The organism is Aeromonas lusitana, assembly GCF_002812985.1.
Taxonomy (GTDB): domain Bacteria; phylum Pseudomonadota; class Gammaproteobacteria; order Enterobacterales; family Aeromonadaceae; genus Aeromonas; species Aeromonas lusitana.
This window is the reverse complement of record NZ_PGCP01000012.1, coordinates 20,667-44,976: the sequence shown is the minus strand read 5'-3', so window position 1 is coordinate 44,976 and position 24,310 is coordinate 20,667. Positions and strand designations below refer to the sequence as shown.

At 59.6% G+C, this 24,310-nt stretch carries 25 protein-coding genes; 15 read left to right on the top strand and 10 right to left on the bottom strand.

The window, feature by feature from the left end; translation table 11 throughout:
* Positions 1-5: 5 nt before the first annotated feature.
* Positions 6-233, bottom strand: a complete 228-nt coding sequence (locus CUC44_RS08460) for a YejL family protein (RefSeq protein WP_100859527.1) — start codon at positions 231-233, stop codon at positions 6-8.
* A gap of 73 nt (positions 234-306) precedes the next feature.
* Between CUC44_RS08460 and yejK the strand changes: the two genes are divergently transcribed.
* From yejK to CUC44_RS08430, 6 genes are all read left to right on the top strand, one after another.
* On the top strand, positions 307-1,368 hold the full coding sequence (gene yejK / locus CUC44_RS08455) for a nucleoid-associated protein YejK (protein ID WP_167388837.1): 1,062 nt from the start codon (positions 307-309) through the stop codon (positions 1,366-1,368).
* A 394-nt stretch (positions 1,369-1,762) separates the two neighbouring features.
* Positions 1,763-2,944: a maltose/maltodextrin ABC transporter substrate-binding protein MalE gene (gene malE / locus CUC44_RS08450; protein ID WP_100859525.1), complete on the top strand. Its 1,182-nt coding sequence runs from the start codon at positions 1,763-1,765 to the stop codon at positions 2,942-2,944.
* Between the two features lie 74 nt (positions 2,945-3,018).
* Positions 3,019-4,668: a maltose ABC transporter permease MalF gene (gene malF / locus CUC44_RS08445; protein WP_100859524.1), complete on the top strand. Its 1,650-nt coding sequence runs from the start codon at positions 3,019-3,021 to the stop codon at positions 4,666-4,668.
* 12 nt (positions 4,669-4,680) lie between these two features.
* Positions 4,681-5,571: a maltose ABC transporter permease MalG gene (malG, locus tag CUC44_RS08440; RefSeq protein ID WP_100859523.1), complete on the top strand. Its 891-nt coding sequence runs from the start codon at positions 4,681-4,683 to the stop codon at positions 5,569-5,571.
* 69 nt (positions 5,572-5,640) lie between these two features.
* Positions 5,641-6,777, top strand: coding sequence for an ABC transporter ATP-binding protein (locus CUC44_RS08435; protein ID WP_100859522.1), 1,137 nt, complete (start codon positions 5,641-5,643; stop codon positions 6,775-6,777).
* A gap of 221 nt (positions 6,778-6,998) precedes the next feature.
* Entirely contained in the window at positions 6,999-7,799 is an 801-nt protein-coding gene (locus CUC44_RS08430; protein ID WP_100859521.1) for an alpha/beta fold hydrolase, read from the top strand.
* Positions 7,800-7,882: 83 nt separating this feature from the next.
* On the opposite strand, the gene CUC44_RS08425 is transcribed toward CUC44_RS08430, so the two are convergent.
* From CUC44_RS08425 to CUC44_RS08415, 3 genes are all read right to left on the bottom strand, one after another.
* Entirely contained in the window at positions 7,883-8,686 is an 804-nt protein-coding gene (locus CUC44_RS08425; RefSeq protein WP_100859520.1) for a MipA/OmpV family protein, read from the bottom strand.
* Positions 8,687-8,959: 273 nt separating this feature from the next.
* Positions 8,960-10,030 carry an AI-2E family transporter gene (locus CUC44_RS08420; RefSeq protein ID WP_100859519.1) on the bottom strand — a complete coding sequence of 357 codons (1,071 nt, stop codon included), beginning with the start codon at positions 10,028-10,030 and terminating at the stop codon, positions 8,960-8,962.
* 24 nt (positions 10,031-10,054) lie between these two features.
* Positions 10,055-10,294, bottom strand: coding sequence for a sulfurtransferase TusA family protein (locus tag CUC44_RS08415; RefSeq protein WP_100859518.1), 240 nt, complete (start codon positions 10,292-10,294; stop codon positions 10,055-10,057).
* Between the two features lie 128 nt (positions 10,295-10,422).
* Here CUC44_RS08415 and bepA point away from each other — a divergent pair, with 128 nt between their 5' ends.
* Complete coding sequence (gene bepA, locus CUC44_RS08410) at positions 10,423-11,877, top strand: beta-barrel assembly-enhancing protease (protein ID WP_425266300.1); 1,455 nt, start codon at positions 10,423-10,425, stop codon at positions 11,875-11,877.
* Between the two features lie 133 nt (positions 11,878-12,010).
* Here the strand turns inward: bepA and CUC44_RS08405 are convergent, their stop codons facing one another.
* Positions 12,011-12,490 (bottom strand): TlpA family protein disulfide reductase, encoded by a 480-nt coding sequence (locus tag CUC44_RS08405; protein WP_100859517.1) that lies wholly within the window; start codon positions 12,488-12,490, stop codon positions 12,011-12,013.
* A 58-nt stretch (positions 12,491-12,548) separates the two neighbouring features.
* Between CUC44_RS08405 and arsC the strand changes: the two genes are divergently transcribed.
* Together arsC and CUC44_RS08395 are read left to right on the top strand one after the other, a co-directional pair.
* Complete coding sequence (gene arsC / locus CUC44_RS08400; protein WP_100859516.1) at positions 12,549-12,899, top strand: arsenate reductase (glutaredoxin); 351 nt, start codon at positions 12,549-12,551, stop codon at positions 12,897-12,899.
* Positions 12,896-13,279 (top strand): DUF2069 domain-containing protein, encoded by a 384-nt coding sequence (locus tag CUC44_RS08395; protein ID WP_100859515.1) that lies wholly within the window; start codon positions 12,896-12,898, stop codon positions 13,277-13,279. The genes arsC and CUC44_RS08395 overlap by 4 nt, the downstream gene beginning before the upstream one ends.
* A 155-nt stretch (positions 13,280-13,434) precedes the next feature.
* On the opposite strand, the gene CUC44_RS08390 is transcribed toward CUC44_RS08395, so the two are convergent.
* On the bottom strand, positions 13,435-13,965 hold the full coding sequence (locus CUC44_RS08390) for a phosphatase PAP2 family protein (protein WP_100859514.1): 531 nt from the start codon (positions 13,963-13,965) through the stop codon (positions 13,435-13,437).
* A gap of 849 nt (positions 13,966-14,814) precedes the next feature.
* The gene (locus CUC44_RS08385; protein ID WP_100859513.1) at positions 14,815-15,420 is read right to left on the bottom strand and encodes an acyl carrier protein phosphodiesterase; all 606 of its coding nucleotides are present in this window, start codon (positions 15,418-15,420) and stop codon (positions 14,815-14,817) included.
* A 403-nt stretch (positions 15,421-15,823) separates the two neighbouring features.
* Here CUC44_RS08385 and CUC44_RS08380 point away from each other — a divergent pair, with 403 nt between their 5' ends.
* Together CUC44_RS08380 and iadA are read left to right on the top strand one after the other, a co-directional pair.
* On the top strand, positions 15,824-16,606 hold the full coding sequence (locus CUC44_RS08380; RefSeq protein WP_100859512.1) for an ABC transporter substrate-binding protein: 783 nt from the start codon (positions 15,824-15,826) through the stop codon (positions 16,604-16,606).
* Positions 16,607-16,663: 57 nt separating this feature from the next.
* Positions 16,664-17,794, top strand: coding sequence for a beta-aspartyl-peptidase (gene iadA / locus CUC44_RS08375; RefSeq protein ID WP_100859511.1), 1,131 nt, complete (start codon positions 16,664-16,666; stop codon positions 17,792-17,794).
* A 104-nt stretch (positions 17,795-17,898) separates the two neighbouring features.
* Here the strand turns inward: iadA and CUC44_RS08370 are convergent, their stop codons facing one another.
* Positions 17,899-18,801, bottom strand: coding sequence for a LysO family transporter (locus CUC44_RS08370; RefSeq protein WP_100859510.1), 903 nt, complete (start codon positions 18,799-18,801; stop codon positions 17,899-17,901).
* Between the two features lie 532 nt (positions 18,802-19,333).
* On the opposite strand from CUC44_RS08370, the gene CUC44_RS08365 reads away from it, so the two are divergent.
* From CUC44_RS08365 to CUC44_RS08350, 4 genes are all read left to right on the top strand, one after another.
* Positions 19,334-20,104, top strand: coding sequence for an ABC transporter ATP-binding protein (locus CUC44_RS08365; RefSeq protein ID WP_100859509.1), 771 nt, complete (start codon positions 19,334-19,336; stop codon positions 20,102-20,104).
* Positions 20,105-20,153: 49 nt separating this feature from the next.
* The gene (locus tag CUC44_RS08360; protein WP_100859508.1) at positions 20,154-20,927 is read left to right on the top strand and encodes an ABC transporter substrate-binding protein; all 774 of its coding nucleotides are present in this window, start codon (positions 20,154-20,156) and stop codon (positions 20,925-20,927) included.
* A gap of 162 nt (positions 20,928-21,089) precedes the next feature.
* Positions 21,090-21,830: an ABC transporter permease gene (locus CUC44_RS08355; protein ID WP_100859507.1), complete on the top strand. Its 741-nt coding sequence runs from the start codon at positions 21,090-21,092 to the stop codon at positions 21,828-21,830.
* An 81-nt stretch (positions 21,831-21,911) separates the two neighbouring features.
* Complete coding sequence (locus CUC44_RS08350; RefSeq protein ID WP_100859506.1) at positions 21,912-22,604, top strand: ABC transporter permease; 693 nt, start codon at positions 21,912-21,914, stop codon at positions 22,602-22,604.
* 67 nt (positions 22,605-22,671) lie between these two features.
* Here CUC44_RS08350 and CUC44_RS08345 read toward each other — a convergent pair whose 3' ends face one another.
* Both CUC44_RS08345 and pflA read right to left on the bottom strand, forming a co-directional pair.
* Positions 22,672-23,313, bottom strand: coding sequence for an energy-coupling factor ABC transporter permease (locus CUC44_RS08345; protein ID WP_100859505.1), 642 nt, complete (start codon positions 23,311-23,313; stop codon positions 22,672-22,674).
* Between the two features lie 84 nt (positions 23,314-23,397).
* Positions 23,398-24,246, bottom strand: a complete 849-nt coding sequence (gene pflA, locus CUC44_RS08340) for a pyruvate formate lyase 1-activating protein (protein ID WP_100859504.1) — start codon at positions 24,244-24,246, stop codon at positions 23,398-23,400.
* Between the last annotated feature and the right edge of the window lie 64 nt (positions 24,247-24,310).

Below are 24,310 nucleotides of genomic sequence, written 5' to 3'. Positions count from 1 at the left end.
GAAACTCAGTGAGCATCGCGCCCATGATCGACCGAGGCGGTGAGAGCCTGAATGTACTTCTCGGTGATCGCCTGACGCTGGGCCGGAGCCATGCCATTGATGATATTGGTGGTCAGGTTGCCAAGCACCATCAGACTGAGATCCACCGGCGCCTTGTGTTTCTCCAGGGCGGTGATCAGGTCGTTCATCAGGGCGTCAAACTGTTCGTTATTGTACTTTGATACGATGGGCATAATCTTCAGTTCATCTCGGTTCAAAGCGCCTTATAATACTTCACCCTTTCGGCTAACACTATGGCTTTGTGACATGAGTCTCGATATCGACAAGATCATTCTTCACTCCCTGCGCCCTGGCAACGACGGTCAACCCCACGCCGACACCCGCAGCCAGACCCTGCCCGCAGACGAGGCGGTGCAAGGGCTGATGGCAGAACTGCATCGGATCTATAACGGCAAGGGTGGCAAGGGCTTTGGCTTCTTCGCCGACCCCGAAGCGGCCGTGGCCGAACTGGCCGACGGCGAAGAAGCCCCCAAGCAGCCGTCTCCTGCGTTTCGCATCGCCCTCGAACAGCTGCTCGGCGAGCAGGCCGAATTCGTCCCCTTCTCGGTGAACATGACCCAGCTGCTGGTCAAGAATCTGGTGGAGCACGCCCTGGACGAGCAGGGGGTGCTGCTGTTTGCCAAGTACAACTATGTCGGCGTCGATTATCTGTTGATTGCCCTGCTGGAGGGCAAGGAGAGCGTCACCGTCAGCGAGGCGCTGGAGCTGCGCCATATCCAGTATCTGGATATCGGCAAACTCAATCTGGTGGCCCGCATCGATCTGACCGAGTGGAAAACCCAGCCGGAATCCCGCCGTTATATCACCTTCAGCAAGGGGCGCGTCGGCCGCAAGCTGGGGGACTTCTTCATGGATTATCTGGGGGCCCGCGAGGGCATGGATGCCAAGATCCAGAATAAAGGCCTGCTGCAGGCGGTGGATGATTACTGCGATAGCCGTGAGCTCGACCCCGCCGAGCGCAATGACTACAAGAAGCAGGTCTTCAAATACTGCACCGAGCAGGCCAGCGCCGGCGAGGAAATTGAGATAAAGGAGCTCTCCGCTGAACTCTCTGCAAAAGAAGCGGGAGAGGGAGACCTCGATTTCTACAGCTTCATCGGCCAGAAATATGAGCTCGAAGAGCGCTTCCCGGCGGACAGATCCACCCTGCGCGGCCTGACCAAGTTTGTCGGCTCAGGTGGCGGTCTGACCCTGAGCTTTGAGCAGAAGCTGTTGAACAGCCGCATCTTTTACGATCCGCAAACCGATACCCTGACCATCCGCGGGGTACCGCCGAATCTCAAGGATCAGCTGCTGCGCCAGTCATAATGTGATCCAGGCTTCATTTTCCGCAAAAAGACACCACAGCCCGCTGTGGTGTCTTTTTATTTAAGGGGTTGGCGCGCTTCGAAATCGGCTCGGTATTTTGTTAACACATTAAACAAAATAATGGGTGTGAAAGGGTTTTCAATGAGGTGAAACCCCTTTCATTGGTGTAAATTTATTACCATTTGGTAATTAAATTTCCCGTTGGTGCCGAGAATTAGCGAATAAACCCCCTTTATTTCCGGAAATAAGAAAATGTTTTCAGAACTTTCTGGAAGAAAATACGTAATTGCATTTCAAAAATGCGATGCGTGTCATGTGAGGCATTGAGCGCTTGAGATAATATTCATCTGCACACAATGCTCTTACAGCGCGGAACTCATACAAGGAAAGGCTCATGAAAAAGAAATTGCTGTCATCCCTGATCGGTCTGGCTACTCTGGGCGTGGCTTGCTCAGCCACTGCTGCGATTGACGAAGGTCAACTGACTATCTGGATCAACGGTGACAAGGGCTACAACGGCCTGGCCGAAGTAGGCAAGAAGTTTGAAGCCGAGACCGGCATCAAGGTCACCGTCGCTCACCCGGATCAGGTTGAGGTGAAATTCCAGCAAGCCGCTGCTACCGGCAACGGTCCGGACATCTTCTTCTGGGCTCACGACCGTTACGGTGAGTGGGTCAAGGCCGGTCTGCTGGTGCCGGTGACGCCGAACGCGGCCACCAAGGCCAAGTTCGAACAGTTCGCCTGGGATGCCATGACAGTCGATGGCAAGACCTACGGCTACCCTGTTGCCGTCGAAGCCGTCAGCCTGATTTACAACAAGGATCTGTTGCCCAACCCGCCGAAGACCTTCGAAGAGATCGCCAAGATCGACGAAGATCTGAAGAAAAATGGCAAGCGCGCCATCATGTGGGCCTATGACACCCCCTACTTCAGCTACCCGCTGGTGGCTGCCAACGGTGGCTACGCCTTCAAGAAAACCGCCACCGGTTATGATGTGAAAGACACAGGCGTGAACAACGCAGGTGCCAAGGCCGGTGTTGGCTACATCTCCGAGATGATCAAGTCTGGTCACCTGGAGAAGGGCATCGACTACGGTGTCATGGATGCCAAGTTCAACAAGGGCGAAGTGGCCATGATGATCAACGGTCCCTGGGCCTGGAGCAACCTGGACAAGAGCGGCATCAAGTACGGCGTAGCGCCGCTGCCGACCCTGAATGGCAAGCCTGCCAAGGCCTTCGTCGGCGTGCTGGGTGCGACCATCAACGCCGCCAGCCCGAACAAGGACCTGGCCATCGAGTTCCTGGAAAACTACCTGCTGACCGACGCCGGTCTGGCTCCGGTAAACGCCGACAAACCGCTGGGCGCCGTGGCACTGAAGACCTTCCAGAAGACCCTGGAGTCCGATGCGAACATCAAGGCCACCATGCAGAACGCCCAGAACGGCGAGCCGATGCCGTCCGTGCCTGAGATGAGCCGTTTCTGGTCTTCCTTCGAAACAGCCCTCAAGAACGTCACCTCTGGCCGTCAAAGCGTTGACGAAGCCCTGGATACCGCTGCCAAGCGTATCGTTCAGTAAGCACGCACTACCCGGGAGGCCTGCGGGCCTCCCACTCTCTCAAATCTCTCTTGGCGTTATAAAGGTTAATTGGCATGGAAGTAGTACCTTCTATTGAATCCTATGCCGGTCCGAAGAGTAAGCACTCCTGGCTTAAGTGGACCATCGCTGCCTTGGTAGCCATCCTGAACGGTTATGCGGCCGTGATGATGTATGCCAGCGGTGAGTGGGTATTTGCTCTGCTGGATCTGGTGGTGGTCTCCGTCGGTCTGTATGTCTTCATGAACAAGAAGACCTATGCCCATCGTTATATCTTCCCCGGTGTGGCAGGCATGGTGGTGTTCATCATCTTCCCACTTGCCTACACGATCGGCATCGCCTTCACCAACTATTCGGGTGCCAACTTGCTCTCTCTCGAGCAGGCGCGCAATTTCCATCTGAAAAAGATCTACAAGGTGGCGGGGGGCGAATTCGACTTCACCCTGCTGGGTGGGGACAAGGGTCAGTACCAGTTGCTGTTGCAGCAGGATGACCAATCCTTCATCAGCCAGCCTCTTCATCTGCAGAACAACAAGGCGCGTACCCTGGCCGTTCGCGAAGGTAGCGCATCGAATGAACCTGTTGTCGTTCAGCTGCAACCCCTGAACGGGGAAGCCACCGACCAGGCGGCGCCCATCCGCGCCATCGTCGATCATCGCAATCATCTCAATGCTCTAGATCTGGTGTTGCCGGACGGCAGTGTCCATCTAACCATGAGCAGCCTGCGCAAGTTCGCGGCGCAAAAACCGCTCTACACCCAGTTGGTGGACGGCGCCGTGCTCAAATCCGGGGTCATGATCAAGGACAGCAACCTGCTGCGTGACAACCAGAGCGGCGAGCTGATGCTGCCAAACCCGGACACCGGTTTCTATCAGTACATAGACGCGGACGGCCAGTTTGTCGGCAAGGGGATCTCCCCCGGTTTCGTGGTGAGTGTGGGCTGGAAGAACTTTGCCCGCATCATGACTGACCCGGGTATCCAGGGTCCCTTCATGCAGATCTTCGTCTGGACCGTGATCTTCTCCGCCTGTTCGGTAGCCTTCACCCTGGCCATCGGCATGGTGATGGCCTGCCTGGTGCAGTGGGAGCAGCTCAAGGGCCGTGGTTTCTACCGGGTCATGCTGATCCTGCCCTATGCCATACCGGCGTTCATCTCCATCCTGGTGTTCAAGGGCTTGTTCAACCAGAACTTCGGTGAGATCAACCTGTTCCTGGAAGCGGCGTTTGGCATCAAGCCGGACTGGTACACCACCCCCTTCCTGGCCAAGGTGATGATCCTCATCGTCAACACCTGGCTCGGCTACCCCTACATGATGATCCTCTGCATGGGCCTGCTCAAGGCGATTCCGGAAGATCTCTACGAGGCGTCCGCCATGGACGGTGCGGGTCCGGTGCAGAACTTCTTCAAGATCACTGTACCGCTGTTGATGAAGCCGCTCACACCGCTGCTGATCGCATCCTTTGCCTTCAACTTCAACAACTTCGTGCTTATCCAGTTGTTGACGAACGGGGCGCCGGACATCATAGGGGCCAGTACCCCGGCCGGGACCACGGATCTGCTGGTGAACTACACCTACCGGATCGCGTTCCAGGGCTCGGGTGGTCAGGACTACGGTCTGGCCAGTGCCATCGCCACCGCCATCTTCCTGATCGTCGGCGCGCTCGCACTGCTCAACCTGAAATTGTCCAAAGCGGACAAGCTGTAAGGAGGCTCTAAAATGGCTATCGTACAACCCAAATCAGTCAAATACCGGGTGTGGGCAACCCACCTGGTCATGTGGGGCTTCCTGGCGCTGATCATCTTCCCGGTGATCATGGTCATCGCCATCTCGTTTCGTAACGGCAACTTCTCGGTGGGGGAGATCATCCCCACCAATCCGACCCTGGATCACTGGAAGCTGGCCCTTGGCATGTCCATCACCAACGCCGATGGCAGCATAACGCCACCGCCGTTCCCGGTGCTGACCTGGCTGTGGAACTCCATCAAGATCGCAGGGATCACCGCCCTGATGATAGTTGTGCTCTCCACCACCTGTGCCTATGCGTTTGCCCGCCTGCGTTTTCGTGGCAAGCAGACCATCTTGCAGGGGATGCTGATCTTCCAGATGTTCCCGGCGGTGCTGGCACTGGTGGCCATCTATGCCTTGTTCAACAAGATAGGTGACTACATTCCCTGGCTGGGTCTGAACACCCACGGCGGCCTGATCCTGGCCTACATGGGTGGCATCGCCCTGCATGTGTGGACCATCAAGGGCTACTTCGAGACCATCGACTCCTCCCTGGAAGAGGCGGCGGCCATCGACGGCGCGACTCCCTGGCAGGCATTCCGCCTGATCCTGCTGCCCCTGTCGGTGCCCATCCTGGCGGTGGTGTTCATCCTGGCCTTCATCGGCTCCATCACCGAGGTGCCCGTGGCCTCCATCCTGCTGCAGGATGTGAACAACCTGACCCTGGCGGTTGGTGCCCAGCAATACCTCTATCCGCAGAACTATCTGTGGGGTGACTTCGCAGCAGCAGCAGTGCTCTCTGGTCTGCCGATCACAGTGGTGTTCCTGCTGGCACAGCGCTGGTTGGTAGGTGGTCTCACTGCCGGTGGCGTGAAAGGTTAATGTTCATGGCCGGGGGAGGCATCTCCCCCCGCCATCACGATTTGCAAAGATTCAAGAGCGGAGCTCGTCATGGCTGAAGTAGTACTCAACAACGTTCGCAAAAACTACGATCCGGCGGTCCACAAAGACACGCTGCGCAACATCAACCTGGCCATCAAGGAGGGTGAGTTCATCGTCTTCGTCGGTCCGTCCGGTTGTGGCAAGTCCACCCTGCTGCGGATGATCGCGGGTCTGGAAGACATCACCAGCGGTAAGCTGACCATAGGCGGCCGCTACATGAACGACGTGCCGCCGGTGGAGCGCAACGTCGGCATGGTGTTCCAGTCCTACGCTCTCTATCCGCACATGAACATCTACGAGAACATGGCCTTTGGCCTCAAGCTCAAGAAGATGGACAAGGAGAACATCCACAAGCGGGTGATGCGCGCCGCCGAGATCCTGGGCCTCGAGCCTCTGCTGGATCGCAAGCCCAAGGCGCTCTCCGGTGGTCAACGCCAGCGGGTCGCCATCGGTCGCTCCATCGTCCAGCAGCCTCAGGTGTTCCTGTTTGACGAACCCTTGTCGAACCTGGATGCCGCGCTGCGGGTCAAGATGCGCATCGAGATCGCCAAGCTGCACAAGGAGCTTAACTCCACCATCATCTACGTGACCCACGATCAGGTGGAGGCCATGACCCTGGCCAACCGCATCGTGGTGCTGAGCCCCCTCAAGGAGGGCGCCGACTCCAACCTGGAACAGTTCGGCACCCCGCTCGAGCTCTACCACAACCCGGACAACAAGTTCGTGGCGGGCTTCATCGGCTCCCCCAAGATGAACTTCCTGTCCGGCGAGTTGCTGGAAATCGGCGAGCGGGAGTCCGTGGTCAAGCTGACTTCCGGCGAGCAGGTGCGGGTGCGGGTCGATGCCCGTCGCGGCGCCGTGGGTGACAAGGTGGAGCTGGGGGTGCGCCCCGAGCACCTGGTGCCGCTCGACCACGCCCATGCCGACAGCAAGGTGAGCGGTGTGGTGCAGGTGGCAGAGCACCTGGGGGCCGAGTCCTTCGTCTACATGGACGTGGATGGTCACGACTTCACCGTCAAGGCCAGCTCAGACATCGATGTGGCCACGGGTCAGCAGTACAGCGTCGGCATCCCGGCCGAGGCCTGCTACCTGTTTGACGACAAGGAGCAAGCCTTCCCGCGCACGGCCAGATACATTCGCGCCTGATGGCGCCGCGGTTTCCGTTATATTCAATGCCTTTTTGCCGGTCGAAAGACCGGCTTTTTGTTGTCTGGCGTGCAGGCCTGGCTGTGATGGTCGTACCCGCAAGGGCGAAGCTGGCGCCGAGCGCTTGGCAGTGATTGGAACAGACTCATACCCGACGGGGGAGGCGAGGCCCGGGGCGAGCGTGCTACACTGCCGCCCCTTTGCCGGCAACAGGAGAAAACATGAAACAATTGATGGAGATAGCAGGCCGCCAACTGGCCTATCTGGACGAAGGCCAGGGCCCGGTCCTGTTGTTTGGTCACAGCTATCTGTGGGACAGCGCCATGTGGGCGCCGCAAATCGAGGCCCTCAAGGGACAATATCGCTGCATAGTGCCGGATCTGTGGGGCCACGGGGATTCCGACCCAGTACCAGCGGGCGCTTGCACCCTGGCAACCCTGGCTCGCGACCATCTGGCCCTGCTCGATGCCCTCGGTGTCGAAGAGTTCGTGCTGGTAGGCCTCTCCATCGGCGGCATGTGGGGCGTCGAGTTGGCCAGGATGGCGCCGGCGCGCCTCAAGGGACTGGTGCTGATGGATACCTTCGTCGGCTGGGAGCCCCAGATCCCCTGCGAGCGCTACCTCGCCATGCTGGCCGCCATCGAGCAGGTCGGCAGCCTGCCCGCGCCCATCATAGAGCAGGTGGCCCCGCTGTTTTTCGCCCATCAGCCGGATGCAGCGTTAATGGATGGCTTTAAGGCGAGCCTGGCCGCCTGGCCTGCGGACAAGGTGGCGAGCCTGGTGGCGGTGGGTCGCAGCTTCGTGACCCGAGAGGATCGGATGGAGTGGCTGGAAGAGATAACCATGCCGAGCCTGGTGATGACCGGCTGCGAGGACAAGGCGCGACCCGTGCTGGAAGGCTACCTGATGGCCGAGACGCTGGCCTGTCCCTTCAAGGAGATCCCGGCGGCGGGTCATATCTCGACCCTGGAGAACCCTGCGTTCGTCAACCAGGCGCTGGCGGCGTTTCTCGCCACCTTGTGATGGCCAACCGTCGCGAACAGCGCATGCGTTGAACAACAAAAAGGGAGCCCTCGGCTCCCTTTTTGTTGTCTGCATTATGTGTGCTACCAGATATAGCCAATCCCGAAGCCGGCGTAGAGCTCGCCCTGATGCTGAACTATGGGGCTGTTCTCCACATCGTTGTCATAGAGCTCGTAGTTGGCGGCAAACATGCCGATCCAGTGGGGGCTGAAGCGGTAGCTGGTGATGAGGGCGGCCATGGGGGAGAAGGTGGTCCCCGTGTCCCACTCGGGGCGCAGGGTGGTGGCTTCGCTGCCCGAGACGCCGCCGAAGTAGTAGTTCGCCATCTTGTTGCTGCGGATCATCATCCCCATGCCGGGCATGATGAGCAGCTTGTCGCGAATGATGGGGAAGTCAGCCCACAGCAGCAGCTCCTGGCCGTTGCTGCGCCCGGTCACGTCCGTGCTGAGGCGGGTGCTGAGCAGGGCGTAAGGGGTGATGAGGCTGGCGCCGACGCCCCCCTCCAGCTCCCATTTGCGCTCCTCCATGCCGGCGAGCTCGGGGGCATCGTCGGGATCCAGGTTGCCAAAGCGCATCCGGCCATAGGCGTAGGCGGCGAAGCTGTCATCCTTGTGGAAGTAGTAGCGGGCCCTGTCCCCGAGGAACATGAACTGTTCGCCGAAGTAGACGAACCCCGGTACGGCCAGGGCGGTGTCGTCCTGGCCCTGATAGCGGGCATTGCCGGCGATGACAGCGCCCCCCAGCACCAGTCCCTTGGGTACCGGGCTGGTCGGGCTGTCCTGGGCGAACACATCGAGGGAGCCGAGATCGATCTCGGCCCGGGCGGGTGCCGCGAGCAGCAGGGTCAGCAGACAGCCAAGAGGCGCGTGGCGCAGGGCACGGGGCATTAAGATATCCTTTGAGTCGGGGCAGGAGCCGGGCGGCAGAGAGTACAGACAACGCCATCAGTGAAGCCTGTTTTTATTTTAAATTCAAGTCGATAGCATAATGATGACGGTCTGGCCGCCGGATCCGGGCCAAACGGGATCTTGTTGACACTCATCTTATGGCCGGTGCGTCTCGATGGCGGTGACAGGAGTGAGGCGAGGTCGGGCCGTCACCCAGGTCTGAAATAAAAAAGAGAGGCTATGCCTCTCTTTTTACCAGAGGGTGGGAGCTTATCAGGGCGCCGGGCGGGGCAGCTCTTCCCGTTTCGGCCAGGCGTTGATCACCGCCTTGACCAGGGTCGCCAGGGGAATGGCGAAGAAGATGCCCCAAAAGCCCCACAGACCGCCAAACACCAGCACGGCTATGATGATGGCCACCGGGTGCAGGTTGACCGCCTCCGAGAACAGTAAGGGCACCAGCAGGTTGCCGTCCAGCCCCTGAATGACCAGGTAGGCCACCATCAGCCAGGCGAAGTCCGGGGTCAGTCCCCACTGGAACAGGGCCACCATGGTTACCGGTACTGTCACCGCCACGGCCCCTATGTAGGGAATGAGCACAGAGAAGCCGACCGCCACCGCCAGCAGCACGGAGTAGCGCAGCCCCATCAGGGCGAAGGGGATGTAGGTCGCCACCCCGACGATCAGGATCTCGATTACCTTGCCGCGGATGTAGTTGATGATCTGATCGTTCATCTCCACCCAGACCCGATTCACCAGGGTGCGGTTGCGCGGCAGGAAGCGGCGCAGCCCCCCCATCAGCACCTGCTTGTCCTTGAGCATGAAGAACACCATCAGGGGCACCAGGATGGCGTAGACCAGGATGGCGACCACGTTGACCAGAGAGCTCAGGGAAGCACTCACCAACTGCTCGCCCCCCGCCAGGATGCGCTGACGGATGTTGTCTATGATGGTCTCGACCAGGCTGACGTCGATGATCTCGGGGTACTTCTCCGGCAGGGTGCGCACATAGTCCTGGGCATGGGTCAGCATGGAGGGCGCCTCTTTGGCCAGGTTGATGCCCTGGCTCACCAGGGTCGGAATGAGACCCAGAAAGGCCATCACGGTCACGGCGATAAACAGCATGACCACCAGGCTGGTGGAGAGGGTGCGCGAGAGCCCGGCCCGTTGCAGCCGGCTCACCGGCCACTCCAGCAGGTAGGCCATCACCAGCGCGACAAGGAGTGGCGCCAATATGTCCCCAAACAGCCAGAGCACGGCGAAGCAGAACACCAGCAGCAGGAACAGGGTGACCGCATCGGGATCGGAGAAACGGGTCTGATACCAGCGCTTCAAGACTTCTAACATGGAGGCTTCCTTAGATTACCGGGATCATGATGAGGTCCCAACGACGAGTTGCAACGAGAGGCAGGTCTCTGACTCCTGCAGGCACAGCACCTGATGGCCCTGACGGCGCAGCCAGGCCGGTATGTCCTGCCTGGAACCCGGGTCGGCCAGCAGGATCCGCAGGGATTGACCCGGCTGGGCACCGCGCAACCAGAGTTTGACCCGGATCAGGGGCTCGGGACAGCGCCAGGGGGTCAGGTCGAGCTGTTCCCATTGGGGTTCCATACAAGGAAGGGCTCCATGGTGCGTGATGGCCGTCATTATGGCCGTGATGGCGTTGTGAAACAACGCTTGTAGGCCTTGATGGGCAAGGGTATTCTGCCCGAGCACTTTCTGATGGAGATAGAAATACTGTGGCCCGATTTTCCCCCTTGATGGCATCGCTTCCCCTGCTGGTTTCCCTGATGAGCGCGACCTTTCATGCCCAGGCGAACAACCAGCTGCCCGACATCGGCACCGCCGGGGTCGCGGCCCTGCCCATCGAGCAGGAAGTGCGCTACGGTAACGCCTTCATGCGCTTCGCCCGGGCCGGTTTGCCCATCATCGACGATCCCGTGCTCAGCGAATACATAGACGATCTGGGTCAGCGACTGCTCACCAACGCCGACGGGGTGCGCTTCCCGTTCACCTTCTTCCTCATCAATGACTCCAGCATCAACGCGGCCGCCTTCCTGGGCGGCCGGGTCAAGGTGCACACAGGCCTGTTCCTCTACGCCGACAGCGAGAGCGAGCTCGCCTCGGTACTGGCCCACGAAATCACCCACGTGACCCAGCGCCACATCGCCCGCTATATGGAGGCGCAGGCCAGCAGCTCCGCCATGACCTTGGCCGGGCTGGTGGGCTCCATTGCGCTGGCGGTAATCAACCCCACCGCCGGTATCGCCGCCCTGCAGACCACGCTGGGCTTGTCCATGCAGTCGGCCATCAACTACACCCGGGACAACGAATACGAAGCGGACCGGATCGGCATGAAGACGCTGTACGACGCCGGCTTCGATCCCATGGGGATGGCGAACTTCTTCCAGAAACTGGCGGCCGAGTATCGCTATGCCAGCAAGCCGCCGGAGATGCTGCTCACTCACCCCCTGCCGGAGACCCGGATCAGCGAGGCCCGCGCCCGTGCCAGCAGCTATGGCCAGCGAACCCTGCCTCCCAGCCTCGATTTCTGGCTCGCCAAGGTGCGCATCCAGGTGCGTTATGGCACCGAGAGCCCGCAGGCGCTGCTGAGCTACTTTGACAACCGCCTGCAGAAGGGGGATTACCCCCTGAAAGATGCGGCTATCTATGGCAAGGCGCTGGCCCTGCTGCAGCTCAAGCGCACCGATGAGGCGGATAAGCTGATGCAGGAGCTGACGGCGCGCCACCCGGAAGACCTGTTCATGCTCGACGGCATGACCGACATCGATCTCGCCAAGGGCCGCAACGCCCAGGCCATCGCCCGGCTGGAGCGCTTTCGCACCCGCATGCCGGACAACGAGGTGGTGGTGGTCAACCTCGGCAACGCCTATCTGGAGGGAGGGAATTACAAGAAATCCATCGCCATCCTGGACCCTTATGCCCGCGAGCACGAGGAGAACAGCCTGGCCTGGAGCCTGCTGTCCGATGCCTATCGCAAGTCGGGCCGGATGACGGACCTGCACATGGCGCGGGCGGAGACCCTTTCCCTGCGCGGTGATTATCAGGCGGCCATCGACGAACTGGTGGTGGCCCGGGGCACTACCAGCGACAAGCTGACCCTGGCCCGCATCGAGGCGCGCATCACCCAGCTGGAGCGTGCCAAGAAGGATCTCGATAGCCTGAAGGGTTGACGCATCGAGCCATGATGAGACGAGACGGGATGCCGAGAGGCATCCCGTCTTATTTGTGGCAGTTTTATATGCTGTTTTCGTTACATTTCACGGTATGTTGTTGTGTTAAATGATGCCTTGATAGCTGTATATGCTACTCAGGCTTCAATAGTCGGGCCTTGATACTGGCCAGTTTCTGGGGGTCGAGTTCTCCTACCAGGGTCTCCTGCAACTTGCCGTGGCCATCGAGCAGGTAGCTGGTGGGCAGCACGGTCGGCCTGGGGAAGGGGAGTCGGCGTTCATCGACGGGGATCATCAGGGGCACGGCAATCTGATGCTGGCGCGCCAGGGCGGCGAGCTCGGTCGGGGAGGCGGGATCATAGTTGATGGCAAGCACCCCAATCTGGCCTTCTTGGTGCAGCGCCGCCAGCAGCGGCATTTCCCGCAGGCAGGGGGCGCACCAGGGGGCGAAGTAGTTGACCAGCAGCGGCTTGCCGGCAAAGTCACTCAGGCTGACCGACTGGCCCCTGGCATCGGTAAAACTGGGGGCCGGTGAACACGCCCCCAGCAGGGTGGCCACAATCAGCCAACAAATTCGTTTCATTTCCAGTCCCCTCCTGCTTACCCTGCGCATCCGTTTCCCCTACAATAGCGCGGTTTCTTGTCCCATCTTGCTAAATCAGGGAGTTACCATGAGCGAGACCCAAATCTACCACAATCCGCGTTGCTCCAAGAGCCGTGAAACCCTGGCCCTGCTGGAACAGAACGGGATCGCTCCCGAGGTGGTGCTCTATCTGGAACAGGCCCCGAGCGAGGCGCAGATCCGCACCCTGCTGACCCAGCTCGGTTTCAGCGATCCGCGCCAGCTGATGCGTACCAAGGAAGATCTCTACAAGGAGCTGGGCCTGGCCGAACAAGAAGGCGATGCCCTGATCGCCGCCATGCACCAGCATCCCAAGCTGATCGAGCGCCCCATCGTCATCAAAAACGGCCAGGCCCGCATCGGCCGCCCGCCCGAGCAGGTGCTGGAGATCCTCAAGTGAGCACCCGCTTCGCCCGTCTGCTGACCCTGGTCGGCTTCTTCGGCCTGCTGGCCTGGGTCATCTCGTGGCATCTGTGGCTCTCCCCCCACCCGGATCTCAATCCCTGGCTGCTGCCGGTGATCTGGACCGTGCCCCTGCTGTTCCCCTTAAAGGGCATAGTGCAGGGCAACCCCTACACCCACGCCTGGGGCAACTTCGTGCTGATGCCCTATTTCCTGCACGCCCTGACCCTCATCACCACGGACGAGGGGGAGCGTTGGCTGGCGGTGGTGGAGCTGGTGTTCACCACCCTGGCCTTCGTCGGCACCATCTATTACGCCCGCCTGCGCGGTCGTGAGCTGGGCCTTAGCATCCGCAAGAAGAAAGAGCAGGCCGAGTAGCTGCGTTCCCTTCGACCTAGCCGGGGGGCGTGTCCATGGCGTGTAAACTGGCCAAAGGGTAACGGCAGCCAGCACGCGCCATGGATGGGTCGCCGGGCATCCGGGGGCCGCATGGCAGCCTGTGCCCCGCATACCCTCGTGTGGGCCTGGATATTTCAATATTGATAATGCAAGAGAACGCCGTAGGCCCCATCGTTCATGACTCCAGGCTGGATCGTCAGCGGCTGCTCATAGGGGGTGGTGAAGAGATAGCTAAAACCGGTCGCAATGACGGCGCTGGCAATAACATCTCGCCAATAATGGTTGTCTGACGCTACCCTCGACCAGCCCACGGCGCCTGCCGCTATATATGCCGGGAGCCCATAGGTCCATCCATATCGCATTTGCAAATAACTGGCGCCGCTGAACGCGAGTGCTGTATGACCGGAAGGAAAACTGTGGGGTGAGCCATTAGGCCGGGTCGAGTCGACAGAATATTTCAATACCTCGACCGTTGCAGTGGTAGAAAGTACACCGTATCCAAATTCTTTCAGACCATCATAGTCATCTTTATACCAGGATATGCCGGCAGCAAGCGCCGGAATGGCAAATTGCCCAATATCACCATAGGTTTCGAACGCACTGGTGGCATGAACAGAGGTGATATAGCCAAGCATGAATGCGGAGCTTAATAAAATCCGTTTCATATTAACGTCCTTTTAATAATTGATTGTCATCTCATCCTGATGACGCATATCCGGCAGCAAGCGGACATGGCGGGGCACCACCCCAGTTTGCGTTGTTGGCGTGTGGGCCTTGCTGCCGTGCATCAGAAGATGCGCTTCCCTTTTGACTGCCTACTCCCAGGTGGGGCCGTGCGGGCTGGGCATGGGGTGTATGTTGACTGTTCCCATGAGCGACCACCCTCGCGATATCTATCTGGCCGATCCGCGGCACAGTGAATGACATCTGTTATTTCATTGGCGCAATGACAGGAATGTTTATATAAAGATGGTTTCACCTCCGGCATTTATATTTCACCCATTAACGCAAACAAGATGGCCTTTGAATTCAATATGAAATTCAAATTCATAATATGGATATTTAAATAGTGCCCATTGCCATCATCAATCAAGGGGGCCTTATTGGCTGAAATAACATGCCAATATCTCCCCATCCATAGATGGAAATATCTATCCATCGTGGATAGTGCTGTAAAAAAAGTGAGTGGAAATCGATATTATATGATTGGCATACAGGCTCTCCTTATATCTTTATCAAAAAGGTAGATTTCCATTCTTAATGGATAATTAAGGGGAGCAAAAATCTCATTTTTTTAAAATTTATTGAGACGGGAACCTTTTGGCGATTCCGGTTACGTGATCAAGGCGCCGGGGGATGGCTGCACATGGCCGCGCTTGAGCTGAGGATCCGCTGTGCAGGGGTACATGGCTGAACCCATTCTGGCGAATGGATGAAAGGCGGTATCAACCCGTGATGGGGCCGCGACCGCTCCTCTTTACCATATCGCTGGTGGCTTGTGATTCAGGAAGCGCTCAGAGGCCTGGGTCGCGTCGGTAGGCCGCCAGCTGCCGCTCGCTAAAGGCCATCAGCTCGGGGTAGAAGCGCAGAAAGCCCTGCTCGCTAGCTTGCCACTGATCTGCATCCAGGGTGGCGAGCGCGGCGCCAAGGGGCAGGGGGCGGCGCAGCCGGCGGCCTATGCCGTTGAGGGCCTGAGCCAGCCCGTCCCTCTGGTGATAGGAGGCAATCCAGTCCTGCTCTGCCATTCGTTTGAGCGGCAGGGGCAGACCTTCTGCCAGCAGGGCATCGTCGGCCAGCAAGCGGTCATAGCTCTGGCGCAGGAAATCGGGCTGGGGGAGGCTGGCGTAGCGGGACCAGTGTTGGCAGAGCCAGTGGTCATAGAGCATGTCCACCAGGATGCCGCCGAAGCGGCGCCAGGGCGGCTCGAAGCGGGCGACCGCGGCCCTGTGCTCCGGGTGGGCATCGGTGAAGGCATCTATCTTGCGGTGCAGCCAGATCCCCTCGTCGAAGACGGGCCCGAGGTGGCTGGGCAAGGGGCCCTTGACGAAGTCCCCCAGCAGGTTGCCGGTGAGGGAGCTCTGGGTGTGGGCGGCCAGATGCAGGTGGGCCAGAAAATTCATGGGCTGCCACTCGTGATGGTGCGATGAGAAGTGCTCTGAGCCTAACGGATCCGAAGACGCTTGACCATGGCGAGGCGGCGGGGGACTCCCCTGCAATGGCCCCTTGCCGGGCAAATTCGGGGCGTGCTAAGGTGAGCTCCATCATTGTCACAGGACGCGACAAACTACCATGATGCGCAACGCCAGGGGCTTCTTCCTGGCCTTCTACTTCAAGCCCTTCTACCTCTCCGAGTGGTTCGACGAATAGATCGACGCCCAGGAGCCGGTCATTGATGCCCGCCAATCCTTGACGCCCATGGCGGCGTGATCTCGCTCATCCGTATGTTGCCGTTTTTGGTCATCGCAGGCTTATCCCTGCGATGCCTTGTCCGCGCCTGTGCGCTTGTTATGTAATGGAGTACTCATGATGAAAACCAAGCTGACCCTCTCTGCCCTGTTTATCGCCAGCCTGCTGGCCACCCCCGTCATGGCCAAGGAGTGGAAAACCGTGCGCTTCGGGGTGGAGGGGGCCTATCCCCCCTTCTCCTGGACCGATGCGTCCGGGGAGATCAAGGGCTTTGACGTGGATCTGGCCCATGCCCTGTGCCAGCAGATGGCGGTCAAGTGCGAGCTGGTGGCCCAGGATTGGGATGGCATGATCCCGGCCTTGCTGTCCCGCAAATACGACGGGATCATCGCCGCCATGTCGATCACCGATGAGCGGCGCAAGAAGGTCGATTTCACCGAGAAGTATGCCCGGATCCCCAACCGCTTCGTGGCGGCCAAGGGCACCACACTGGAGCTGACCCCAGAAGGGATGGCCGGCAAGCGGATCGGCGTGCAGCGCGCAACCACCCACGACAAGTACCTCACCGACAACTTTGGCTCCGAGGTCACCATAGTGCGCTACGGCAGTGCCGATGAGGCTTATCTCGATCTGAAAGCTGGCCGGGTGCAGGCCTTGCTGGCGGATGCATCGGCCATCGATCAGGGGCTGCTCAGCAAGGCGGGCGGGGACAAGTACGATTATGTGGGGCCCGCGCTGACCGATCGCCAGTGGTTTGGCGAAGGCATGGGGATCGCGGTGCGCAAGGGGGATCAGGATCTCAAGGCCAAGCTGGACGAGGCTATCAAGGTCCTGCGCGCCAATGGCAAGTACCAGGAGATCAACCAGAAGTACTTCAAGTACGATATCTATGGTGGTTGACAGGCAACAGAGGGAGGGAGCTTGCTCCCTCTTTATTCATGCAACAAGGAGATACCCATGTTGACATTGATCGAGGGGGCCGAGATCTTCAGCCCGGTCCCGCTCGGCCAGCAGGATCTGCTGGTGGCCGATGGCCGCATCGCCTGGATAGGCAAGGGGCTGGATGTGCCCGCCAACGGGCCGCTCGCCCGGGTGGATGGTCGCGGTTGCTATCTGGTGCCCGGGCTGGTGGACCCGCTCGCCCACATCACGGGTGGTGGCGGGGAGGGGGGCTTTGGCTTTCGCACTCCAGAGCTTGCCGCCGAAGAGGCCCTGCGGGCGGGCGTCACTACCTTGGTGGCTGCGCTCGGCACCGACAGCCTGACCCGCAGTCCGGCCCAGGTGCTCGGCAAGGTGCGCGAATTTCGCGCCGCCGGGGTGAGCGCCTTCATGTATACCGGCTCCTATCACCTGCCGGTCAAGACTCTCACCGGCTCGGTGGAGTCGGACATCATGCTGATCCCCGAGGTGCTGGGGGTGGGGGAGGTCGCCATCAGCGATCACAGATCCAGCGCGCCTACTCACCACGAGCTGGCGCGGCTCGCGAGCGAGGCGCGAGTGGCGGGCCTGCTCTCGGGCAAGAGCGGGGTCAGCTTCTTCCATCTGGGGGATGGCCGTGGGGCGTTGGCGCCGCTGCGGGCCCTGCGCGATGAGACCGATATCCCGTTGCGTCAGCTCTATCCCACCCACTGCAACCGCAACCCCTGGCTGTTTGCCGAGGCCATCTATTGGGGCAAGGCGGGGGGCTGGGTCGATCTCACCGCATCCAGCTTCCCCGAGCTGCTGGACGATGGGGAGCGCCTCGCCGCCGATGCGCTGGTGGAGCTGCTGGCCGCAGGCGTGTCGGCCGATCGCATCAGTTTCAGCTCGGATGCCAACGCCAGCCTGCCGCGCTTCGATGGCGAGGGGCGGTTGATCGAGATGCGCTGTGGCCAGATTGGGAGCCTGTGGCAGGAGCTGATTCAGGCTTGTGCCAAGGGGGTGGCGCTGGAGACTGCGCTGTCGGTAGTGACCTCCAATCCGGCCCGGGCACTTGGCCTAGCTGGCAAGGGAAGCATAGGGGTGGGTCAGGATGCGGATCTGCTGCTGGTCGATCCCGATACCCTCGCTATAACGCGGGTGATGAGCGGCGGTCAGTGGCGGGTTTGAGGCCAGCAGTGGCAGAGAATGGTCAGTTGGCGCAGAGGCCATGACCTCCCGAAACCAAGAAGCCCGACCTCAAGGTCGGGCTTCTTGGTTGGAGCAGCTGGCGTTTAGATGGCCAGGAAGCCCAGGATCAGGATGGGGCCGAGCAGGCTCAGTATGAAGCCGGAGACGATGGCCACCGGCACCACCTGGATGCCACCGGATTTCTGGATAACCGGCAGGGTGAAATCCAATGCGGTGGCGCCGCCGTAGCCGATGGCGGCGGAGGGGTGGCGGCGCATCAGCACCGGAATGATCATGATGGCGATAAGCTCGCGGCCCAGATCGTTGATAAAGGCGGCGGAGCCCAAGACAGGGCCCAGCTTGTCGGCCACCAGGATGCCGGAGAGGGAATACCAGCCGAAACTGGAGGCGAGCGCCAGGGCATGATTCCAGGGCATCCCGAGCCACTGGGCCGCCAGCATGCTGCCGAGCCAGCTGCTCACTATGACGGTGAGGGCTATCTTCATGCCCCAGGGGTTGAGCAGGATCTGGCGAAGCCGCATGCCGGAGTTGCGCATCTGGATGCCGATGAGCAGCAACAGCAGCATCAGCGCCCACTCACTCAACTTGTCGATGGGCAGGACGCGCAGATCGACCAACAGCCCCAGTCCCACCCCGGCCAGCACCACGAAGCAGAGTCGCAGGGATTCCCACAACATGTGCAGCTTGTTTGGCTGTTTGGTATCGATGGCCTCGTGAGTAGGGGGGCTGCGCTTGTCCAGCCACCAGAGCGCCAGCAGGTTGCAGAGGGTGATGGCGCCGAGCATGATGGCCGCCACCTCGAAGATCACCGCCAGGTTGCTGCCGAGGTTCTCCACATAGGCCAGCCCCAGCCCCATCAGGAACAAGATGAGGTAGACCATCTTGCCCAGAGACTGGTTGACCAGCCTGATGAGTCTTTGGTTGGAGAGGGGGACAAGATAGCCGATCACCAGCGGCAGCAGGATCAGCAACACATTCAGCAACATTGGGGCCTCGATCACAAAACTGGAAGAAACGGCACCTTATCACGACTTATTACACAAGCGTCACATATCCATGCACTTATCTGGCTCAGGCGGAGCTTTTTTATCATATTGTTATGATTTATCGGTGGCGTCCGGGCTCAAGGTTTGTGGGAGATGGGGTGATCATCATCAGTAAAATCAACTTCATCGCCAAAAAAACGGTCTTCTGCCCTTGTACAAAGCGGTGAATAAAGTTGTTCCGGCCGACTTCTTGCGTGGATAATGGAATTGTCTTGCTACCAGTGCGCTCTGGGTATAAAAATGCGGTATCGCCGACAGGGTGGAAACCGAGTTTTATGCAGACAAAGTGCTGAAAAATACCAAATAGACCAATAAAAATACAGATAAAACACTAAATACCTCGGTTCTGTATTGTTTTTTGACTACCTGAGTGATATTTTCGCTGAAGGTTGCCATCGGTTAACATTTTGTTAATGGAGCGATGGTGGAATCACGCCCCAGCGGCGTCTAGGGACAGACAAGGTTGTAATGGATGAGCGACGTTGCCGCACTGGAAGTTCGTGATCTGCACAAGTATTTTGGCACCCACGAAGTGCTCAAGGGCATCGATATGACGGCCCACAAGGGGGATGTCATCTCCCTGATCGGCTCCTCCGGCTCGGGGAAGTCGACCTTTCTACGCTGTATCAATCTGTTGGAAACACCCTCTTCTGGCACGGTTTCCCTCCATGGCGAAATCATCCGCATGAAATCGAATCGGGCCGGCGAGCGCCAGCCTGAAGACATTCGTCAGGTGGAGCGCATTCGCAGTCGGTTGGCCATGGTGTTTCAAAGCTTCAACTTATGGTCTCACATGACCATCATGCAGAACATCATAGAGGTGCCGATCCAGGTGCTGAAGGTGCCCCGCGCCGAAGCCATCGCCAAGGCGGAGCATCTGCTCAACCGGGTCGGTCTGTGGGAGCGCCGCGACTACTATCCTGGTCACCTCTCCGGTGGCCAGCAGCAGCGTGCGGCCATTGCCCGCGCCCTGGCGGTGGAGCCCGATGTGATGTTGTTCGATGAACCGACCTCAGCTCTCGATCCCGAGCTGGTGGGGGAGGTGCTCGGCCTGATGCGCGAGCTGGCCGAAGAGGGGCGCACCATGCTGGTGGTGACCCACGAGATGTCATTTGCCCGGGATGTGTCGAACAAGGTGATGTTCCTGCATCAGGGGCGGGTGGAGGAGGAGGGCAATCCCAAGGAGATCTTTGCCCATCCCAAGTCGGAGCGATTCAAACAATTCATCTCCTCCATCTATTGATGGGCGGACTCAATTTTCAACGATCGACGTGTTTATCAAGGAGAGATACATGAACAAGCTGATGCTGGCGACCGCCATTGTGACCGCCCTGTCTTCCGGCAGCCTGATGGCCAAGGAGTGGAAAGAGGTACGTATCGGGGTTGAGGGTGCCTATCCCCCCTTCTCCTGGACCGAGCCGAGTGGCGAGGTGAAAGGCTTTGACATCGACATCGCCAATGCTCTGTGCGAAGAGATGAAGGTGAAGTGTACCCTGATCAAGCAAGACTGGGACGGCATCATACCGGCGCTGCTGTCACGCAAGTATGACGCCATCATCGCCACCATGGACATCACAGAAGAGCGCAAGAAGAAGGTGGACTTCACCCAGAAGTACCAACACATCCCGGCTCGCTTCGCCGCCAAGAAGGGCACCGAGGTGAAACTCGAGAAGGCCTTCATGGATGGCAAGACCATCGCCGTGCAGCGCGCCACTTCCATGGACACCTACATCACTGACAACTTCCCGAACGCCACCATCAAGCGCTACGGCACCGCCGACGAGGCCTATCTCGACTTGAAATCCGGCCGTGTTGACTACGTGATGGCTGACTCCGCCGCCATCAGCGATGGTCTGCTCAAGAAAGAGGGTGGCGATGCGTTCGAGTTCGTCGGCCCGAAACTGACCGATCCCAAGTGGTTTGGCGAGGGTGCCGGCATCGCGGTGCGCAAGGCTGACAAGGATCTGAAAGAGAAATTCAACGCCGCCATCCTGGCCCTGCGCGCGAACGGCAAGTACAAGGCGATCAACGACAAGTACTTCGACTTCGACGTATACGGCGAGTAAACGCGGCAGATTGATCCCGTCAGTCGTCATCGGGCCCGTCATCTCCCAGAGGGAGTTTACGGGCCCGCTTAATTGCAATGGAGCTGCATGTGGTTGATTTGAAACAATATGGGGCCTCTTCCTTGGAAGAGACGGACCCATTCAATGGCAATGGAGCTGCATATGTTTGATTTGAAAGGATACGAAACCTCCTTGCTGGAGGGGGCCTGGGTCACCCTGGAGGTGGCGCTCGCCTCCCTGCTGCTGGCCCTGTTGCTCGGCATGCTGGGGGCGCTGGCCAAACTCTCCCCCTACAAGTGGGCCCGTGGCATAGCGACGGCCTACACCACAGTCATTCGCGGCATCCCGGATCTGGTGCTGATGATGCTGCTGTTCTTCGGCGGCCAGGTGCTCATCAACAACCTCTGTACCTGGGTCAACGAGAGCTACAACAACTACCTGCTGGCGAGCAATCCGAACCAGGAGTGGGTCTCATTGCTGCCGGATTACATCGACATCAGCCCGTTCGCGGCCGGGATCGCCACCATAGGCTTCATCTTCGGTGCCTACATGACCGAAACCTTCCGCGGCGCCATCCTGGCGGTGGATAAGGGTGAGCTGGAAGCGGCGCGCGCCTTCGGCATGCGAGCCACTCAGGTGTTTGTGCGGATCCTGTTCCCCCAGATGATGCGCCACGCCCTGCCGGGCTTTGGCAACAACTGGCTGGTACTGCTCAAGACCACGGCCCTAGTCTCCATCATCGGACTCGATGACATGGTGCGCAAGGCATCCCTGGCGGCGGGTTCAACCCAGCAGCCGTTCACCTTCTACATGGCGGTGGCGCTGATCTTCCTGGTCTTCACCGCGGTCTCCACCTCGGCGCTCAAGTGGGCCGAGCGTCATTACGCCATCAAGACGAGGTAAATCATGATGTTGCCATCACTGTATTCACCTGCTTGCGGCCAGGACGCAGCCCGTCACACTGTCATGAAGGCGAGGTAAGCCATGGATTTCTCAATCATTCTCAAAGAGTGGCCCACCTACTGGCAGGGTCTCTACACCACCATACTGCTGGTGGCAGCCTCCCTTGCCCTCGGCCTGGCGCTGGCGGTGCCGCTTGGCATCTTGCGCAACAGCCGCAACTGGCTGATCAAGGGGCCAATCTGGGCCTATATCTACTTCTTTCGCGGCACCCCGCTCCTGGTGCAGCTCTTTATCATCTACTACGGCGCCGCCCAGTGGGAATGGCTCAAGAACAGCGCAGCTTGGGATCTGTTCGCCGAGGCCTGGTTCTGCGCCCTGCTGGCGTTCACCTTGAATACCGGTGCCTACACCGCCGAGATCGTACGCGGCGCCGTGATGAACATGCCCAAGGGGCAGATAGAGGCTGCGAACGCCTTCGGCATGACCCGCTGGCAGACCCTCACCCGGATCATCTTGCCGAACTCGTTTCGCCGTGCGTTGCCCGCCTACAGCAACGAGGTGATCTTCATGCTGCAGGGCTCGGCGGTGGCGGGGATCATCACCATAGTCGACTTGACCGGCGCGGCGCGGATCATCAACTCCCGTTACTACAGCCCGTTCGAGGCGTTCCTGACCGCAGGCCTGCTCTACCTGATGCTGACCTTCGTCATCGTCTGGTTGTTCAAGAAGTGGGAAGCGCGCTGGCACGCCCACCTGCGCCCCCGCAGCGTGTAACCGGATACAAACGCCAGAGACAAAAAAGCCCGCAGTCGCGGGCTTTTTTATTTTTATCCTCATGAGCTCAGCGCCCCAGGTATTCCCGGTCGAAGAAGGTGTTGACCCAGTGGGGGCGATAGACGGCGAGCAACGTCATGGCCATGCCGTTGAGCAGGGCCTCAGGGAAGAGCAGCAGCGGCCAGATGGAGAGGTAATCGCTGGTGATGGTCTGCCAGCTGTAGCGCCCATCCAATCCCATCAACAGGGCGCTGGCGAGGATCTTGACCGAAATGCTGAGCGCCCCACCGAGAAAGGCGGCCACGAACAGGTACACGAACAGGTGGCGGGGCAACCAGGCCCAGCTCCCCAGAAACAGCAGCCAGCTGGTGGCGACCGGCAGACCTATGCCGATGAGGGCCTGCCAGCCGAAGTCTGCCAGACTGGTGACGCCAAAGTAGCCGAGGATCAGCAGGGTCAGACAGGGGGCCAACAGAGCGAGGCGCCAGCCCAGTAGCAGAGTCAGGCTGGTGAGGCCGAGAAAATGGATCTCCAACCCCTCATGCAATCCTGCTCGCAAATACCACAGAGGCACCAGTGCGATGGCCCCCCCGAGACAGAGGTGCTGGTAGAGGGGGTTGGCATACAGGGCGCGCAGCAGAGAGCCGTTCAGGCTGAAGGCGAGCAGTACCAGCCAGAGCACCAGGGCGGCGGCTTGTCCTTCACTCATGGCATATCCCTGTCAGTTGATGAAGGCGAGGGAGGCGAAGGCCTCAAATAAAAGGGCCGATCGTCTCCCGATCGGCCCCGATGTTCAGTATTTGACGTTGGGGTGGTACTTGCCGAGGATGGCCTGGACCCTGTCCATGGTCTCCTTGCTGGGAGGCTTGATCCCGGTGAGATCATAATGATCGCCCAGCACATCCCACTTGTGTTTGCCGAGTTCATGATAGGGCAGCAGCTCCACCTTCTCGACGCACTCCCCGAGCTCGGCGATGAACTGGCCAAGGCCCTCGGCACTCTCGTCATCATCGGACCAGGTGGGCACCACCACGTAGCGGATCCACATGGTCTGACCCCTGGCTGCCAGGTAGCGGGCGAACTCCAGGGTGTACTTGTTGCTGACGTGGGTGAGGGGAATGTGCTTGGCGTCGTTGATCTGCTTGATGTCGAGCAGCACCAGATCCGTGTTGTCGAGCACCCGATCGAGCAGCTCGTCGTAGTGACGCACGAAGCCATTGGTATCGAGGCAGGTGTGGATCCCTTGAGCCTTGCAGGCGCTGAACAGCTCGGCGATGAACTCCTGCTGCAGCATGGCTTCCCCGCCGGAGGCGGTGACGCCGCCGCCGGAGGCATTCATGAAGTGGCGATAACTGGTGAGATCCTTCATCAGCTCGGGCACTGTCACCTCACGGCCTCCCTGGGTGTCCCAGGTATCCCGGTTATGGCAATACTTGCAGCGCATCAGGCAGCCTTGCATGAAGACGATGAAGCGGATGCCAGGGCCGTCGACCGTGCCGCAGGTCTCAACGGAGTGGATCCGGCCAATAACGTCGGTACTGCTGGCGTCGCTTGTGGTGACGGCAGGGATCCGGTGAGTGCCCCCGGTACTGTCGGCAGCACCGCTGGTTTCAACGGCAGGGATCCGGTTAATGACTGACATAGACGACTCCAATGGTTCGAACAGAATGCGAGCGGTCGTTATTTTATTACATAAAGCCCTATAA